Here is a 16518-nt window from a genome sequence, read left to right on the forward strand (position 1 = left end):
CCTCGCCGGACAGGCAGGCTCCGGGATGACCACCGGCTACCGCTGTCGGCTTGCGTTGGGTGGGTGGGCCGCGGGGTGGTCATCCCGTCGCCTGAACGAGGCCTATCACTTTGAGCCGGGCCCGCAAGCCCGCGCCGTCACCCAGCCCCGCGCTGTGGGTTGCGGGCCCGGCTCAAAGTGATCTTCACGGCCTCAGGCGACGGGATGACCACCCAGCTCCTCCTTCGTGATCAAGCCGGCCGTCGTCACCGCAGGGTCAACGGCGTCTCGGCGGCCACTCGGGTCAGCTTCTCCGGGTTTCGCACGAAGTACAGCCCGGTGATCCGGCCGCCCTCCACGCGGGCCGCCATGATTCCGTCGAACGCGCCGTCCACGTGTATGGCCAGCGCCGGGTTTCCGTTCACCGTCACCGGGAGGCCGGTCAGTTCGATCTCCGTCTTGCCGATACCTCCGACGATGAAGCGGCCCACCTTGCCCGCGCCCGAAACCGGGCGCAGGGCCGCCTGCTTCACGCCGCCGCCGTCGCTCAGCAGGACCACGTCCGGCGCGAGCAGATCCAACAGCCCCTGCAGGTCGCGGCCCTCGATCGCCCGCTGGAACGACTCCAGTACCGCCCGCGTCTCGCGCGCCGAGACCACCTCGCGCGGGCGGCGTGCGTCCACGTGGCGGCGCGCGCGGTGCGCGATCTGCCGGACCGCCGCCGGGCTCTTGCCCACCGCCTCGGCGATTTCGTCGTAGCCGACGTCGAACACCTCGCGCAGCACGAACACCGCGCGCTCGGTCGGCGCCAGCGTCTCCAAGACCAGCATCAACGCCATCGACACGCTTTCCGCGAGCTCGACGTCCTCGGCCACGTCCGGCGTCGTCAGCAGCGGCTCCGGCAGCCACGGCCCGACGTACGCCTCCTTGCGGCGCTGCATCGTGCGCAAGCGGTTGAGCGCCAGCCGGGTCGTGATGCGGACCAGGTACGCGCGCTCGTCACGCACCTCGGCGAGGTCGACCTCGGCCCAGCGCAGCCACGTCTCCTGGAGGACGTCCTCCGCGTCGGCCGCCGAGCCGAGCATCTCGTAGGCGACGGTGAACAGCAGGTTCCGGTGGGCGACGAAGGCCTCGGTCATCCCGTCTCCTCCCCTCATCCCGGGAACCGGCCCCAGGCGACGAACGCCGCGACAGCCAGGTAGGCCAGGTTCAGCGCGGCGAACCCGGCACTGCCGTGCCGGACGTGGGTGATCATCGCACCCACCATCAGCAGCACCCAGCAGGCGGCGGTCACCGGGACCAGCACCGGCGCGATCCCGGTCACCGCGGGCAGGACCAGGCCGAGCGCCGCGAGCAGTTCCAGCGCGCCGAGGCTCTTGACGAAGCCCGGACGGGCGGCCGCGGTCCATTCGCCACCCGGTGCGGCCGCCAGCTTTTCCGTGGGCACGAAGGCTTTGCTGACGCCTCCGGTCAGCGCCACGACGGCGAGCAAGCCGGCCGCGAGCCACAGGGCGAGGTCCATGACGTTCTCCTCTCGAACGGGTGCGGCCTCAAGACACCGCCCGGCGCGAACCTGTGACAGCGTTGATTCTGTACCTACTAGTATGTACAGTCAGCCGCATGGGAACCCGGGACCAGCTCGTCGACAGCGCCCGCGAACTGCTGTGGGAACGCGGCTACGTCGGCACCAGCCCCAAGGCCATCCAGCAGCGCGCCGGCGCCGGCCAGGGCAGCATGTACCACCACTTCGCCGGCAAGAAGGAGCTCGCGCTGGCCGCCGTGCGGCGCAGCGGCGAGGAACTGCTGGCCGCCGCCGACGCACAGCTGCGCACGCCCGGCACCGCCGTCGAACGCATCACCGCCTACCTGCGGCGGGAGCGCGAGGTGCTCAAGGGCTGCCCCATCGGGCGGCTCACGCAGGACCCCGACATCGTCGCCGACCCGGACCTGCGGGCCCCGGTCGACGAGACCCTCACACGGGTGCGCGCCCGGCTGGCCGAGGTCCTCGACGAAGGCCGTGCCGCCGGCGACCTGCCCGCGTCGCTGGACACCGCGGCGCTGGCCGCCACGATCGTCGCCGTCCTGCAGGGCGGGTACGTGCTCGCCCGCGCCGCCGGCTCCCCCGAACCGTTCGACCAAGCCGTTTCCGGCGTGCTCGCCCTGCTCGCCGCCCACTGAACCCCAGGAGGACCGAAGTGGACGTCCGTCACGTTCCGGCCGCCGGCACCCCCGCTCCCGCCGACGCGGTCACCGGCAGCGCGTGGATCACCTCGCTCGCCTTCCCCGAAGGCCCGTCGCGCACCCGGGTCGACCGCGTCCAGTTCGCCCCCGGCGCCCGCACGCACTGGCACCGGCACCCGCTCGGCCAGGTCCTGGTCGTCACCGACGGGACCGGCTACGTCCAGCGCCGCGGCGGCCCGGCCCGGCTGATCCGGCCGGGCGACACGGTCCGCGTCGCCGCCGGAGAGTGGCACTGGCACGGCGCCACCGACACGACGCCGCTGACGCACCTGGCGATCGAGGAACTGCCCGCCGACGGCACCCCCACCGAGATCGGCGAGCCGGCGGGCGAGGGCGAGCCCGCCACCGTCCCGGCCTTCACCCGCACGCTCCTGCTGGACCAGCGGCTCCCGGCCCCGCGCGTCATCGATCACGTCGAAATCCGCCGGATCACCATCGCCCCGGGCGAGCACCTCGGCCTCCACGTCCACAACGGACCGGTGTTCGGCAGCATCGAAACCGGGTCCGCTGTTTTCCAGATCGAAGGCGAGCCGGAAACCGTGCTGACCCCCGGCGACGTCTTCCACGAGCCCGAATCGGTGCGGATCACCCGGTTCGACCCCCGCGGCGACGGCGTCACCTTCCTCGCCTACTTCCCGGCCGGACCAGGTGAAACACCCAGCCTGACCATGCTGGACAGCTGATCCCGCACTCCACGCGTCACCGGGGTACACGGCTCCCGGTTCACTGCGGTTCACCACATTTCCGAACTCTTTCCTCACGCGACAAAGTACTGGACAACGGGGCGCGCGCGGGTCACGATTACGCCGTGCCCGCCCCCCGTTGAGTCCCCGGAAAGAATCGGTTGACTCTTCACAAGGTGGACATTGTTATCGCTAACAGAGAACCGTGCCACTGGTGTCGGGCCAGTGGATTCTCTTCCCCCTTGAACCCATCGGAGTCCCTTCATGCCCGGAAACGCGGGAAAGCACCGCATCTCCCGACGCACCAAGATCGCCACCGGTGTCCTCGCGCTGGCCGTCGCCGCCGGCGGGATCGCGGTGTCGACGACGTTCGGCACTCCCGGCCAGGCCAGCGCCGACCCGGCCGACCCGTCGCTCTACATCGACATCCTCAAGGTCCCGCCGAACAACCGGGAGCCCGCGAAGGCGCGCGGGGCGTCCACCGGCACCTTCACCGTGGACTGCGGCCGCAACGAGAACCAGCACTTCAACCCGGACAACTTCGTCGCGCAGCCCGGGGTCCGCAACGGGGCCCAGCACCTGCACGACTACGTCGGCAACCTCTCGTCGAACGCGGACTCGAACAACAAGAGCCTCGAAGCCGCCGGCACCACGTGCAAAAACGGCGACAAATCCGCCTATTTCTGGCCGGTTGTCCGTATCGACACCGAAGACGAAGAAAAGAACCCGCCCGCGAAGCCCGCCGACGGCGACCGCGACCAGGCCGCCCAGGACGCCGCTTCCCCGGCGATCACCTGCCCGGACGTCGCCAGCCGGCTGCCCGACGTCCCCGACTCGGCGATGGCCGAGGTCAACCGCAACCTCGACCTGCTCGACACGCAGCTCGACGAGGCCAACAAGCGGCTGGTCAGCACGCGCGGCCAGGGCGGCCCCAACTTCGTCCAGAACGCCATCCTCGGCCCGCTCGAGGACAAGCGCGTCGCCACCATCGACCGCATCGCGATCGCGATCGGCCGCACCGCGGCCAAGCCGCAGGGCCTCGGCGTGCTCGCGCCCTGCACGCTGAAGGAGCAGGCCGGCACCGGCGGCAACCCCGCGAGCAACGGCGGCGGCGCCCCCGGCGGCGCGGCCCAGCAGATCACCTGCCCGGACGTCGCGAGCAAGCTCCCCGCCGTCCCGGCGTCGGCCAAGGCCGAAGTGGACCGCAACCTGCAGCTGCTGAACACGCAAGTCCAGGAAGCGAATCAGCGGCTGGTCAGCACGCAGGGCCAAGGCGGCCCCAACTTCGTCCAGAACGCCATCCTCGGCCCGCTCAAGGACAAGCGCGTCGCCACCATCGACCGCATGGCCATCGCGATCGGCCGCACCGCCGCCAAGCCGCAGGGCCTCGACGCGCTCGCGCCCTGCACGCTCGGCCAGGGCGGCAACAACGGCGGCAACGGTGGCGCGACGGCGACACCGCCGCTGCCCGGCCCGGACGCCAACAACGAGCTGCCGGAGAACGACGGCCAGATCCAGCGCCCGGCAAAGGTCGGCATCACCTTCCGCGGCAGCGCGGCCGGCAAGGTCGTCGCGATGCCGAAGTTCCTGCGCGCGCTGTCCGGTGACGCCAAGCCGTCCATCAACGGCACCAAGAACACCCGGGCCGCGTGGACCTGCACCGGCTTCGAGAACCGGCTGACCGACAAGTACCCGATCTGCCCGCAGGGCAGCAAGGTGGAGCGGATCCACGACTTCCCGAGCTGCTGGGACGGCAAGAACACCGACAGCGCCAACCACCGCACGCACATCGTGTTCCCGGACGCGGCCGGGCGCTGCGCCGCCGGGTTCAAGGCGGTGCCGGAGCTGCGGATCACGCTGGTCTACGACATCCCGCACGACATCCAGGTCAAGAAGCAGTACAAAGTGGACTCGTTCCCGTCCGAGAAGCACAACCCGTTGTCCGACCACGACGACTTCGCGAACGTGATGTCGCAGAGCATCATGAACCAGGTCGTCAACTGCATCAACCGCAACAAGACCTGCAACGCCTGACCCGCGCGGGTGCCCGCCGCGGACGGCGGCGGGCACCCGTGAGGAGCCACCGATGACGGTCCCGATCGTTCCGGGATTCCACCCCGACCCGTCGATCTGCCGGGTCGGCGACACGTATTACCTGGCGAATTCGAGCTTCGAGTACGTGCCGGGCGTGCCGATCCGGCGCAGCACCGACCTCGTCTCCTGGGAGCTCGTCGGGCACGCGCTGACCCGGCCGAGCCAGCTGCCGCCGTCCGACGGCGCCGCGAACACGGGGATCTACGCGCCGACCCTGCGCCACCACGGCGGCCGGTTCCACCTAATCACCACGAACGTCCTCGACGGCCGCGGCCACCTGATCGTGACGGCGGAGGACCCGGCCGGGCCCTGGTCGGACCCGGTCCACGTGCCCGGCACCACCGGCATCGACCCGGACCTCTGCTGGGACGGCGACGGCGTCTGCCACCTCACGTGGGCGTCGTTCCGGCCGGACCTGCCGGGCATCGCGAGCGTCCCGATCGACGTCGGAACGGGAGCGATGCTCGCCGAGCCGCGGCTACTGTGGAACGGCACCGGCCTCGCCGCACCGGAGGGCCCGCACCTGTACCGGGTCGACGGCTGGTGGTACCTGCTGCTCGCCGAAGGCGGCACCGAACGCGGCCACGCCGTCACCATCGCGCGCGCCCGCACGCTGGAGGGCCCGTACGAGCCCGGGCCGGCGAACCCGATCCTGACCCACCGCAGCACCACGCACCCGGTGCAGAACACGGGGCACGCCGACCTGGTCGAGTGCGCCGACGGCCGCTGGGCGATGGTGTACCTGGGCGTCCGGCCGCGCGGCAAGACACCGCAGTTCCACGTCAACGGCCGCGAGACGTTCCTGGCCGGGGTGGACTGGGTGGACGGCTGGCCCGTCGTCGACGAAACCCGATTCACGGTTCCCCTGGCGGACAACAGCTTCACCGACGACTTCGCCGAGCTGCACCCGCGCTGGGTGGCTCCGGGCGCGAGTCCCGTGGTGCACCAGGCCGGTCCGGGCGGCTCGGTCCTCAGTGGATCCTTGCTGACCCGGGCCCTCGACGAGTACTGGACCGCGGTGGCCGACCTCGACGTTTCCGGCGGCACGGCGGCCTTCGTCGTCCGGATCGACGACCGCCACTGGTACGGCCTCACGGCGGACGGCTCCACGGTGACGGCGACGGTGGCGATCGGCCCGGCGGTCCGGACGGTCACCGCCGTCGCGGCCGGTTCCGTGGTGTCCCTGCGGATCCGCGCGCTCGAGCCGCCGGTTTCGGGCCCGTTCCGGGAGATCACCGAGCCGGACCTCCTCGAACTCGCCGTCCTCGACGCCGACGGCCGGGCGGAGGTCCTGGGTTCCTTCGACGGCCGGTACCTCTCCACCGAGGTCGCGGCCGGCTTCACCGGCCGCATGATCGGCGTGCGCGTCCTCGACGGAACCGTGACCCTGCGCGGCTTCCGCTACACGACCGAACATCGGCAACCCTTATCGAGTTGAGCAATTTTCATTGCTTTTCCCGATGAGCCCCGGCCCGTAGCGTTACCGGCATGACCCCACAGCACGCGCTCTGGCTCCCGCTCTTCGACGCCCTGGCCGACCCGGCGCTCGTCGCCCGCCTCGCCGCCGAAGCCGAAGAGGCGGGCTGGCACGGCCTCTTCGTGTGGGACCACCTCCGGTGGCGCGAGCCGGTGACCGCGGTGGCCGATCCGTGGATCACCCTGGCCGCGATCGCCGCCACGACGTCGGAGCTGCGCTTCGGGCCGATGGTCAGCGCGATCACCCGCCGCCGCCCCGCCAAGCTCGCCCGCGAGACCGCCACCCTCGACCGCCTCGGCGGCGGCCGGCTCACCCTCGGCGTCGGCCTCGGCGGCGACCGGTTCGGCGAGGAGTTCTCCCGCACCGGCGAGGAGTGCGACGACCGGGTGCGGGCCCGCATGCTCGACGAAGCACTGGAGATCCTCGCCGCCGCCTGGTCCGGCGACGTCGTGCGGCACCACGGCGAGCACTACAAAGTGGACGGCATCCGGTTCCTGCCGACGCCGGTGCGCCGGATCCCGGTCTGGGCGGCGGGTTTCCCCGGCAAGCTCCGCCCGATGCGCCGGGCCGCGCGCCTCGACGGCTACTTCCCGGTGAACCTCGGCTCCGCCGACCGGTTCGCCGAAGCCGTGGCCCAGGTCGAGGCGTTGCGCGAGGGACCCGGGCCGTTCGACTACGTCGCGGAGGTCGAGCCGGGCGACGACCCGTCTCCGTACGCGGCGGCGGGCGCGACGTGGATCTTGACCGGCTTCGACCCCGAATCGCTGTCCGTCGACCACGTCCGGGACGTGCTGCGCGACGGCCCCCGCCGTTGACCGCTCACTCCAGCGCGGCAACCTTCCGCAGCAGAACCGAACGTTCCCGTTCGTTGGCGCACAGCCGGGCCGCGAGCTCCAGCTCGGCGCGCGCCTCCGGGCGGCGGCCGAGGCGGGTCAGCAGCTCGCCGCGCACGGTCGGGACCAGGTGCGAACCGGAGAGCCGGTCGGAGACGACGAGGTCGTCCACGATCGCCAGTGCCTCCGCCGGCCCGGAGGCCATCGCGATGGCCACCGCCCGGTTGAGCTCGACGACCGGCGAGGGCGCGACCCGGCCCAGTGCCTCGTAGAGCACCACGATCTTGTCCCAGTCGGTCGCCTCGACCGAAGGCGCGGCCGCGTGCGTGGCGGCGATCGCGGCCTGCAGGCCGTACGGGCCGAGGCCGCCCGCGGACGCCTTGGCCAGCGCGGCCAGCCCGCGGTGGATCGCCGAGACGTCCCACCGCCGCCGGTCCTGGTCCTCGAGCAGGACCGGCGAGCCGTCCGGGGCGGTCCGAGCCGGGAAACGCGCGGCGGTCAGCTCGAACAACGCGAGCAGGCCGTGCACCTCCGGCTCGTCCGGCAGCAGCGCGGCGAGCGTCCGGGCCAGCCGGATCGCCTCGTACGCCACGTCGGCGCGGACGAGCTCGGTGCCCGACGTGGCCGTGGATCCCTCGGTGAAGATGACGTAGAGGACGCTGAGCACGCCGCCCAGCCGGTCCCGGCGTTCGGCGGGCGGCGGCAGCTCGAACGGCACCCCGGCCGCGGCGATCGTCTTCTTGCCGCGGGTGATGCGGGCCTGCACGGTCGGCACGGAGACCAGGAACGCCCGGGCGATCTCCTGGCTGGAGAGGCCGGCGACGACCCGCAGCGTCAGGGCCACGCGGGCCTCGGGCGAGAGCACCGGGTGGCAGCTGACGAACATCAGGGCGAGCACGTCGTCGTCGATCCGGTCCGGATCGATCTCTTCGTGGACGACCTCGCCGGCCGCCAGCTCGGCGTACTTGTCCCGCAAGGCCACCCGGCGGCGGATGGTGTCGATGGCTCGCCGCCGCGCGGTGGTCATCAGCCAGCCGGCCGGATCGGCGGGCGGCGTGCGCGGCCACGAGACGAGCGCCTCGGCCACCGCTTCCTGGGCGGCGTCCTCGGCCAGCCCGAAATCCCCGGTGAACCGGGTCAGCGCGGCCACGATCCGCGCCGACTCGATCCGCCAGACGGCTTCGACGTCGGGGGTGCTCATCAGTTCGGGGTCTCGTCGCTGCCGGGCACCCGCCGCACCTCGACCTTCGCCCCGGGCGCGGCGGGAACCCGCGTCGCCCACTCGACGGCCTCTTCCCGGGAAGCGACGTCGATCAGGAAGAAGCCCCCGAAGAGTTCCTTGGTCTCGCCGTAGGGCCCGTCCGTGACCACGGGCGTCTCCCCGCTGAAGTCGACGACCACGCCCTTGGCGGGATCGTCGAGCCCTTCGGCGGCCACGTAGACACCGGCCTTGAACAGGTCCTCGATGAACTGACGGCTGGTGGCCATCATCTCGTCGATGTTCGCCATCATCGCCGCGTTCGACGCGTCGGTGCCCCGCATGATCAGCAGGTACTTCGCCATTTGAGCCTCCTCGTCCGGCGGGCCGCTTCGGGGCCCGTGCGCCATCAGGTCGAACGGGCGGCGCGCGGATCGACACGGGTCCGGAGAAAGTTTTCCACGCCGACCGGCCGCGGCGGCTCCCGTGGTTAAGGTGCACGGCGTGAGTGCGTCGTTGGAGGGCCGGGTCGCGGTGGTGACCGGCGTCAGCCGCCGGGCCGGAATCGGCTTCGCCGTGGCCGAGCAGCTCCTGGCGGCCGGCGCCTCGGTGCTCGTGCAGGCCTGGTCCCCACACGACGCGGAACAGCCGTGGGGCGCCGATCCCGCGGGCGACGCCGGGATCGTGGAGCTCCTGGGCGGCGAAGGTCGCCGGCTGCGGCACGTCGCCGCCGATTTCGCGGACCCGGCGGCGCCCGGGCAGGTGGTGGCCGCCGCGGTGGAAGCGTTCGGCGCGGTCGACGTGGTGGTCGCCAACCACGCCCGGAGCTCCGACCGGAGCCTCGCCGAGGTGACGGCCGCGGAGCTGGACCTGGCCTGGGCGGTGAACGCCCGCGCGAGCGTGCTGCTGGCCCAGGCGTTCGCCGCCGCCCACGACGACGAGCGCCCGGGCGGCCGGATCATCCTGTTCACCTCCGGTCAGCACCTGGCCCCGATGAGCCGGGAACTGCCGTACGCGATCAGCAAGGGCGCCATCCACCAGATGACGCTCAGCCTGTCCGACGCGCTGATCGATCGCGGGATCACGGTCAACGCGCTCAACCCGGGTCCGGTCGACACCGGATGGGCGAGCCCGGAACTCACCGAAAGCGTCGGCCGCGCCCTGCCGACCGGCCGGTGGGGCACCCCGGCCGAGGTGGCCCGCGTGGTCCGCTGGCTGGCCTCGGACGACAGCGCGTGGATCACCGGCCAGGTCATCAACGCCGAGGGCGGGTTCCGCCGCTGGGTGAGGTGACCGGCGGCTGCTCGGCGCGGGGCTGTTCCGGCCATCAGCCGAGCTGAGCTTCTAGTACTTTCGGCCGAGGTCCGCAGCCCCGGAACCCTTCGAAAGACGTGAGCCATTCCGGGGTTCTTGCCCCGGCGCCGGTTTCGCCGCCAACCACCGCCCTACTGTGGCGGTGCTTGGTGATCTTGAAACGGAAAGAGGGGAACCGGCTTTGCCCACACGGACGAGATTTCTCGGCAAAACACTCGCGGCGGCAGGCACCGCGGCCGCTCTCGCGCTCGCCACGGCCGTTCCGGCCGCCGCGGCCGAGCCGACCGGCGTCGAGCAGGACGTCGCGCAGCTCTACCAATACGTCATCGACCTCTACAACGGCCTGCCCGCGGACGCGCTGCGCGGGGTCGACCGGCTGATCGAGTCACCCATTCCGCGGATCGGCCCGCAGAGCCAGGCCGCGGACGGCCCGATCCCGGGCTGCACCGCGGGTTCGCTGCTGACGTACGCGAACAAGCTCGCGGCCCAGCTCACCCCGCTCGAAGGCAAGGCGCTCGACGCGCTGTCCGGGCTGAGCCAGCTCTACGTCCAGGGCGTCGCGTCCGACAAGACCCCGCAGGTCTTCGGCACCGACGGCCAGTACACCCCGCGGGCCACCACCACGATCGACAAACTGCGTGGCTTCTGGGACATCGAGAGCTGGAACATCCAACTCGTCGCCTGGAAGGGTACCGATCTGGGCAGCCAGGCGAAGATGGCGCAGACCTTCGGCCTCGGTCTCGCGCCGGCGAAGGTGAAGACCGCCGCCGCGCTCGCCACCAAGGTGCTGTACGAGGTGCCGGCGATGCAGGGCGGCCGCAACCCGCTGCTCACCCTGAACGCGTTCTCCGCCCCGGCCGGCAGCCTCGGCGGCAAGCGCGTCGCGCTCGGCGACGGCCTGCTCGACACCGTCAACGTCCTCGGGTTCGACGACGTCTCGGTGGAGTCCGTGGTCGGGCACGAGTACGGCCACCAGGTCGACTTCGCCCACGAGAACTACCCGCGCAACGAGTCGTCCGAGATGGGCCCCGACGCCTACGGCGGCTACTTCGTCGCGCACGCCAAGGGGTTCGCGTGGAACGCCCGCACCCAGCAGGAAGTCACCTACCTGGACGCCTCCATCGGCGACTGCTACCACAGCCACGGCACCCCGGACCAGCGCAAGGCCGCCGGTGCCTGGGGCGAGAAGCAGGCGACGAGCCAGGCGAACCCGAACCGGATCATCCCGTCCGCCACGATGATCGAGAAGTTCCAGAAGCAGTACCCGAAGCTGATGCCGCCGGCCACCGCCGCGTTGGCCACAGCGCACGGCTGAGTTCACGGGGCGGGCCATCTCCGGACGGCCCGCCCCGTGCCCGTTTCGGAGTCGTCAGTTCGCTGCTTCTTCTCGTGCTTCAACGGCACCGAGCCGTGCGACGAAGTGGCCGCACGCAACGTGATCCGGCTGCCGTCGCGGTAGGTGACTTCGATGTCCGGCATGTGCCGGTTCTGTCGGACCGGGTAGTTCGGCACGACGGTCACCGACGCGATCCGCCACCCGGTGGCGAGAACAGCACGGAGCCGCCGCCAGTGCACCGCGGCGAAGAGCGAGAAGACCAGCCCGCTCACCCCGGCGATCGTGCCGATCGCCAGCCCCCACATCCAGACCGGGTCGTCGTTGGTTTCGTCGGGCGTCCGCACGCGGCCGGGATCGGCCTTGTCGTAGATGACGTGATCTGCTGCCCCTTGACGTACTCCCGGCCGGAGTCCCAGGTGATATCGGCGAACCGGAGGTCGGAGGCGCCCACCCGGTACGCCACGTGGAGGGTGTCCTCGCCCCGGCTGTGCCGGTAGGCGCCCAGCACCTCACCGGTCACCCGCACCCCGGTCTTCAGCAGGTGATCGGCCGCCGTGCCCATCGCGGCGGCCCCCGCAACAACTCCGGCGAGCACGGCCACCCAGAGGACGACCAGGCCCATCGAGCGCAGCACCAGCGACCGCAACCGAGCGGTCTCGACCGCGAAGTCGACCATCCCCTGACTGTCACGCTCGGTCACTGCCGGCAGCCAGAGCCCGTGGTCGTCGGCCAGAGGGGCACGCAGCCGGTCCCGCCGCCGCGCGAGGGCGACGCATCCGAGCACGAGCGCGATGGCTACGACGACGACCATGATTCGACTGCAGGCCGCCGCGCCTGCCCGGCAGTCGCCTACAACGCCATCCGCGCTCCGCAGCGCGGTCCGGGCTACTGCCAGGCAAGTGGACTATCTGACCGTCTGATCAAAGCCTGCGGGCTCCTACCAGAAGTACGACTCCAAAGCCCGGGCTGTGGAGTGCGTCCGCCGCACGGCGGTCGGAACAGGCCTGGCCGAGGGCGCGTTTGCCTGATGACTTTCCACCGGCCCGTGTCAGCGGGACCTGGCGAAACCCCTCGCCGGCCGATCCCTCACCGTCGTACTCCGGGAGAGTGGTCTTCGCCGGTCGCCCGCGGTGGACCCGGCGGAAGCGGAGACACTGGCCATTGTGGTGGGCAATCGGGACATGACCTCGGCACCGTCGATGGGTCCGGTCGTGGTGCCGCGGCAGCTGCCTGGCGCGGTGCGGGACTTCACGGGGCGGGCCGAGCAGGTCGCGGCCCTGGACGCGCAACTGTCCGGCAACGACCATCGCCCGGCCGCGGCAGTGGTGATATCCGCCGTCGACGGCACGGCCGGAATCGGAAAGACCACGCTGGCAGTGTGGTGGGCGCACCGGGTGCAGCATCGGTTTCCTGACGGAACCCTGTACTTCAACCTGAGCGGCTACGGTCCCGGTGACCCGGCCGCCCCGGAAGAAGTGTTGGACGGATTCCTCCGTGCCTTGGGGCTGCCCGGTGAGGCGATTCCTGCCGGGGTCGAGGCGCGCGCCGGGTTGTTCCGCTCGTTGCTGGCTGGGCGGCGGATGCTGCTGGTGCTCGACAACGCGAACAGCGCCGACCAGGTCCGTCCGCTGCTTCCCGGATCGCCGGGCTCAGTGGTGGTGGTGACCAGCCGGGACAGCCTGAACGGCCTGGTCGTCGCCGACGGGGCCTGCCGGCTGACGCTGGATTTGCTGACGTACGAAGAATCGTGCGCGTTGATCGCGGCAGTCGCCGGCCGGAAGCTCGCCGACGCTGAGCCGGGGGCGGTGACCGACCTGGTCGGTCTCTGCGCCCGATTGCCGCTGGCGTTGCGCATTGCGGCCAGCCGGATCGCCTCGGCGCAGGCGACCGTCGGCGAGGTCGTCGCCGACCTCGCCGACGAGCACTCCCGCCTGGACGTCCTCAGCCGGACCGGGGATGAACGCACGGCCGTCCGGGCGGTGTTCGACTGGTCTTATCGTCGGCTGGCACCTGACCAGGCCCGGATGTTCCGGAGGCTGGGACTTCACGCCGGGCCCGAGGTCGGTGTGCCGGCGGCAGCGGCGTTGTGTGGCTGTGAGCCACCGCAGGCGCGCCGGCTGCTCGAGGAACTGGCAATCGTTCACCTGATCGACCCCAGACCCGGCGGCAGGTTCAGATTCCACGATTTGCTGCGAACGTACGCCGCCGAGCAGGTGCTCCGGCACGACAGTAGACGCGAACGCGACCAGGCCGCTGTCCATCAACTGGAATGGTATGCGCACAATGCGGTCGTTTGTGATGAAATGGTACATCAAGGCCAGCGCAAACTGCCCCGGCCCGAGACTTTGCCGTCGTACCCGGTGGCGGTTCCCGACCGTGGGAGTGCTCTGGAATGGCTGCAAGCCGAGCAGGCCAACCTGTTGGCCGCCCTGGATTTCGCCGCTCGGTGTGGCTGGGATCGCTGTGCGATATCTCTTGCGTCGGCCACTCGTTTCCTTGGAGTGAGAGGCCTTCAAGAGGAGCGGGAGAAAGCCGTCGCGATCGGTCTTGGTGTTGCGCAACGGTGTGGTGACCGTGCCACGGAGGCTTGGTTCTTCAGTGAGCGTGGTATGGCACTTGCAGAGCTGCATCGTTTCGAAGAGGCCAAAGCCAGTTGCGATCGATCCTTCGCCATCGCTCGTGAACGCAATGACACCACCCAATGCGCCTGGGTACTCAACCTGCTTGCGTTGCAATGTCTCGCCCAAATGAATTTCAAGGAAGGGAAGGAACTACTGCTGAAGGCATTGCCGTGGACTCACAACGTCGACACCGGACGAATGGAAGCGATGGTCGAAGGCAACTTGAGTTCGGCCTGCACCGACCTCGGCCAATACGAGGAGGCGATCCGACACGGTGAACGGAACCTGCTCCTGCGTCGGCAGAGTGGCGACAAGGACGGCGAGGCCGCCGCGTACTTCCACCTGGCCCGGGCTTGGCATGGCCTGGGTGACCAGCGACGGACGATGGCATTCTGCGAGGACGCCATCAACAGCGCCCGCAGCGGTTGTTACCTGACTCGAGGCCTGTCCGAAGCATTGGCCCTTCGCGCCGAGTGTCTGTTGCCCCTCGGGCGCAAGGCCGAGGCTCTCGCCTCATGGCGAGAAGCCTTGAAAATCTTCGAGGACTACGGCGAGCCGAGGAACGCCGCCGCGGTTCGGCAGCGCCTGCGTGACCTCTGACTCGACAGTGTTCGAAGTGGGCAGCCACGGCTTCAGCGCGTCCACGATGACGTAGGCGCCGTCCAGCACCGTGCGCCGAGTCCCTCACTCCAGGTGGACACCGCCCGGGTGGCACGCCTGCTTCGCGGCCATGCGCGGCGAACTTCCTCGCCGAAGCGGTGGCCTCGGATCGCACGTCCGCAAACCGGCGGTCGGTGTTAGTGATCGAAGGCGCGCAAATTTTACGACCGACGTCCCGACTGTTGCTCTCGGCACTTTGACCAGGTCGCGTGCGAGCCGACCGCGAAGCAGGGGCAGCCTCAGCGCGAGCCGCAGGAACCTTGCCGGGGTTGAGCAGTTGGCGATTCTTCCCCTGTCCGCCGCTCCTGCCGATGCGGGGGCCGGACCGCCCCGCTTGAACCGCGGTTCCGCATGGCCGCGTCGCTGAGTGGCCCACCGTGGGCTACTGGTACACGCCGTCGCCGGCACGGAGCCCGGCGTTGGACGACCGTCGAAACAAACACTCGATCACCACGTGGCGCCGAGACGCGAAAAAGGCCCAGGTCGAGGACCTGGGCCTTGCGCTCCCCCGCTTGGACTCGAACCAAGAACCCTCCGGATTATTGGTTCAAGTCGTTTCGCGTCGACCTCAGCCGCTCTAGTTGGGATCTTTGCAATCGCTCATGCCCTCAGTCGATGTCAGTCGACGTCATTCGACCTGCAATTTCGCCCATAAATCGCCCCTAGTTCGACAGCTAATTGCTGCGGGTGATGACGTTGGTGTCGGCTGACGGGCCTGGAACGAGGGACGGGTCTTTCGGCGGCAGGATGAGAAGTGCGACCAACTCGTCCTCCGAGCAGAAAGACCCGTCCATGCGCCACCGTAATGCCCCGCTGTCTGTCGAGGGCCGCCGCCGACTCGTCGCGCGCTGCCAGACCCGTCCGATCGCCCACGTCGCCGCCGAGAGATGGGCATCTCCCGCCGATGCGCATCCAAATGGGTCAACCGCTGGCGTTGTTACGGCGAGGCCGGTCTGCTCGACCAGCCCAACGTCCCGCGCCATCAGCCCACCGCCACCCCGCCGAGGCGGTGGTCCGGATTGAGCAGCTGCGCCGGCAACGCAGATACTCCGCCCGCCGGATCGTGACCGAGCTGGCTGCCGAGGGCATCACCATCTCCGTCCGCACCGTCGGCCGGCACCCGCTGCAGCTGGTTGTTCCAGCCAATCCGGCACTCGGACACGGCTTCCTCGTGGGGTCGGCCTCGGCGACTCTGTTGTCTAGGTCGACCACGCGGGTGCCGGCCGGAGCTCGAGTCCGTTGCTCGCGCGCATATCCGTCGCTCGCTGTTTGCCACCGCCGCCGGCAAGATCGTCCTCTCCGACCTGCCGACCAAGGAAATGGGCTCGTTCCTCCTCAAAGCGCCGGTCGACGAGCGGGCCGATGCCCAGCAGTTTCTCTCAGGAGTTGCCTGTGATCAGGGCTAACTGCCTGACCTACGACTTCGGCAAGGCGGTACCTGTCGTCCGTGCGGTGGCGACGTCACTTCGTGACCGCGACGGGCAGTTTGTAGCGTCCGTCGGCATCGTGGCGGAGGTCAGCCTTCATCCGCAGTGCGGAGCTCTCGGCGAACAGCTCCGAGAGGCCGGGATGGCGGTCGAACTGTAGGCAGGGAACTTCCACGGCGATGGTGGCCCGCCGACCTGCGATTGCACTCGCCGGCGGGCCACCCGGATGGTTCTCGTCAAACCACCGTGGCCTTCAGTTCCTCTGCGTAGAACTCAACTTCGAAGGTCGTCGTGGACACGGTAAAACCTGATCGTCCCGTTCCGGGGGCGACCCAATGGCCGACGCCGAATAGGAGGGCGTGCCCGTAGCCCGGGTCGACACCGGTGGGCAGGTACGGCTCGATGCGGAGCACCTCGACCTCGCCGAACTCCAGGGAGATCATCCGACGGCCGCCCGGTCGCTCCGACACGAAGTCGAACGCGATCGCCATGTGCCGTTCGCCGGGGATGAACCTGATGCACACGACGTGCGCTTCATTGCGCAGGTCGATGTCACCGATACCGGCCACGGTGAAGTCGATCTGCCCGGAGACGTGACCGAACGGCTGAACCCCGGTGAACCTCACCGTCATTCGCGCTTCCCTCCCGATGTCGT

The 16518-nt window shown here is 70.1% G+C and carries 16 protein-coding genes and 1 pseudogene; 10 read left to right on the top strand and 7 right to left on the bottom strand.

Translation table 11 applies throughout. The features are described 5' to 3' along the window. Window positions 1-245 precede the first annotated feature (245 nt). On the bottom strand, window positions 246-1118 hold the full coding sequence (locus tag ACWEF6_RS21060; RefSeq protein ID WP_449684498.1) for an RNA polymerase sigma-70 factor: 873 nt from the start codon (window positions 1116-1118) through the stop codon (window positions 246-248). A gap of 14 nt (window positions 1119-1132) precedes the next feature. Continuing rightward, window positions 1133-1501 (bottom strand): DoxX family protein, encoded by a 369-nt coding sequence (locus tag ACWEF6_RS21065; RefSeq protein WP_449684499.1) that lies wholly within the window; start codon window positions 1499-1501, stop codon window positions 1133-1135. Between the two features lie 98 nt (window positions 1502-1599). Between ACWEF6_RS21065 and ACWEF6_RS21070 the strand changes: the two genes are divergently transcribed. The 5 genes from ACWEF6_RS21070 (at window position 1600) to ACWEF6_RS21090 (ending at window position 7289) form a co-directional block, all read left to right on the top strand. Continuing rightward, window positions 1600-2157, top strand: coding sequence for a TetR/AcrR family transcriptional regulator (locus ACWEF6_RS21070; protein ID WP_449684500.1), 558 nt, complete (start codon window positions 1600-1602; stop codon window positions 2155-2157). Window positions 2158-2174: 17 nt separating this feature from the next. Next, window positions 2175-2903: a cupin domain-containing protein gene (locus ACWEF6_RS21075; protein WP_449684501.1), complete on the top strand. Its 729-nt coding sequence runs from the start codon at window positions 2175-2177 to the stop codon at window positions 2901-2903. A 264-nt stretch (window positions 2904-3167) separates the two neighbouring features. After that, a complete protein-coding gene (locus tag ACWEF6_RS21080; RefSeq protein ID WP_449684502.1) occupies window positions 3168-4937 on the top strand; it encodes a DUF1996 domain-containing protein in 1770 nt (589 codons plus the stop codon). 52 nt (window positions 4938-4989) lie between these two features. After that, entirely contained in the window at window positions 4990-6435 is a 1446-nt protein-coding gene (locus ACWEF6_RS21085) for a family 43 glycosylhydrolase (protein WP_449684503.1), read from the top strand. Window positions 6436-6485: 50 nt separating this feature from the next. Beyond that, window positions 6486-7289, top strand: a complete 804-nt coding sequence (locus ACWEF6_RS21090) for an LLM class flavin-dependent oxidoreductase (RefSeq protein ID WP_449684504.1) — start codon at window positions 6486-6488, stop codon at window positions 7287-7289. A 4-nt stretch (window positions 7290-7293) separates the two neighbouring features. On the opposite strand, the gene ACWEF6_RS21095 is transcribed toward ACWEF6_RS21090, so the two are convergent. Next, window positions 7294-8508: an RNA polymerase sigma factor gene (locus ACWEF6_RS21095; protein WP_449684505.1), complete on the bottom strand. Its 1215-nt coding sequence runs from the start codon at window positions 8506-8508 to the stop codon at window positions 7294-7296. Further along, window positions 8508-8870: a YciI family protein gene (locus tag ACWEF6_RS21100; protein ID WP_449684506.1), complete on the bottom strand. Its 363-nt coding sequence runs from the start codon at window positions 8868-8870 to the stop codon at window positions 8508-8510. Before ACWEF6_RS21100 ends, ACWEF6_RS21095 begins: the two co-directional genes overlap by 1 nt. A 139-nt stretch (window positions 8871-9009) precedes the next feature. Here ACWEF6_RS21100 and ACWEF6_RS21105 point away from each other — a divergent pair, with 139 nt between their 5' ends. Continuing rightward, window positions 9010-9798, top strand: a complete 789-nt coding sequence (locus ACWEF6_RS21105; protein WP_449684507.1) for an SDR family oxidoreductase — start codon at window positions 9010-9012, stop codon at window positions 9796-9798. Between the two features lie 202 nt (window positions 9799-10000). Beyond that, the gene (locus ACWEF6_RS21110) at window positions 10001-11134 is read left to right on the top strand and encodes a hypothetical protein (RefSeq protein ID WP_449684508.1); all 1134 of its coding nucleotides are present in this window, start codon (window positions 10001-10003) and stop codon (window positions 11132-11134) included. Window positions 11135-11136: 2 nt separating this feature from the next. Here ACWEF6_RS21110 and ACWEF6_RS21115 read toward each other — a convergent pair whose 3' ends face one another. Beyond that, entirely contained in the window at window positions 11137-11427 is a 291-nt protein-coding gene (locus ACWEF6_RS21115; protein WP_449684509.1) for a hypothetical protein, read from the bottom strand. Next, window positions 11424-11966 carry a hypothetical protein gene (locus ACWEF6_RS21120; protein WP_449684510.1) on the bottom strand — a complete coding sequence of 181 codons (543 nt, stop codon included), beginning with the start codon at window positions 11964-11966 and terminating at the stop codon, window positions 11424-11426. Before ACWEF6_RS21120 ends, ACWEF6_RS21115 begins: the two co-directional genes overlap by 4 nt. 319 nt (window positions 11967-12285) lie before the next feature. Between ACWEF6_RS21120 and ACWEF6_RS21125 the strand changes: the two genes are divergently transcribed. The 3 genes and pseudogenes from ACWEF6_RS21125 (at window position 12286) to ACWEF6_RS21135 (ending at window position 16023) form a co-directional block, all read left to right on the top strand. Next, window positions 12286-14376, top strand: coding sequence for an ATP-binding protein (locus ACWEF6_RS21125; protein ID WP_449684511.1), 2091 nt, complete (start codon window positions 12286-12288; stop codon window positions 14374-14376). An 852-nt stretch (window positions 14377-15228) separates the two neighbouring features. Further along, window positions 15229-15556: pseudogene (locus ACWEF6_RS21130) on the top strand (helix-turn-helix domain-containing protein); the annotation flags it as partial. A gap of 242 nt (window positions 15557-15798) precedes the next feature. Then, entirely contained in the window at window positions 15799-16023 is a 225-nt protein-coding gene (locus ACWEF6_RS21135) for a hypothetical protein (protein WP_449684560.1), read from the top strand. A gap of 76 nt (window positions 16024-16099) precedes the next feature. Here ACWEF6_RS21135 and ACWEF6_RS21140 read toward each other — a convergent pair whose 3' ends face one another. Next, window positions 16100-16495 (bottom strand): hypothetical protein, encoded by a 396-nt coding sequence (locus ACWEF6_RS21140; protein WP_449684512.1) that lies wholly within the window; start codon window positions 16493-16495, stop codon window positions 16100-16102. Between the last annotated feature and the right edge of the window lie 23 nt (window positions 16496-16518).

Source organism: Amycolatopsis sp. NPDC004772 (assembly GCF_053601215.1).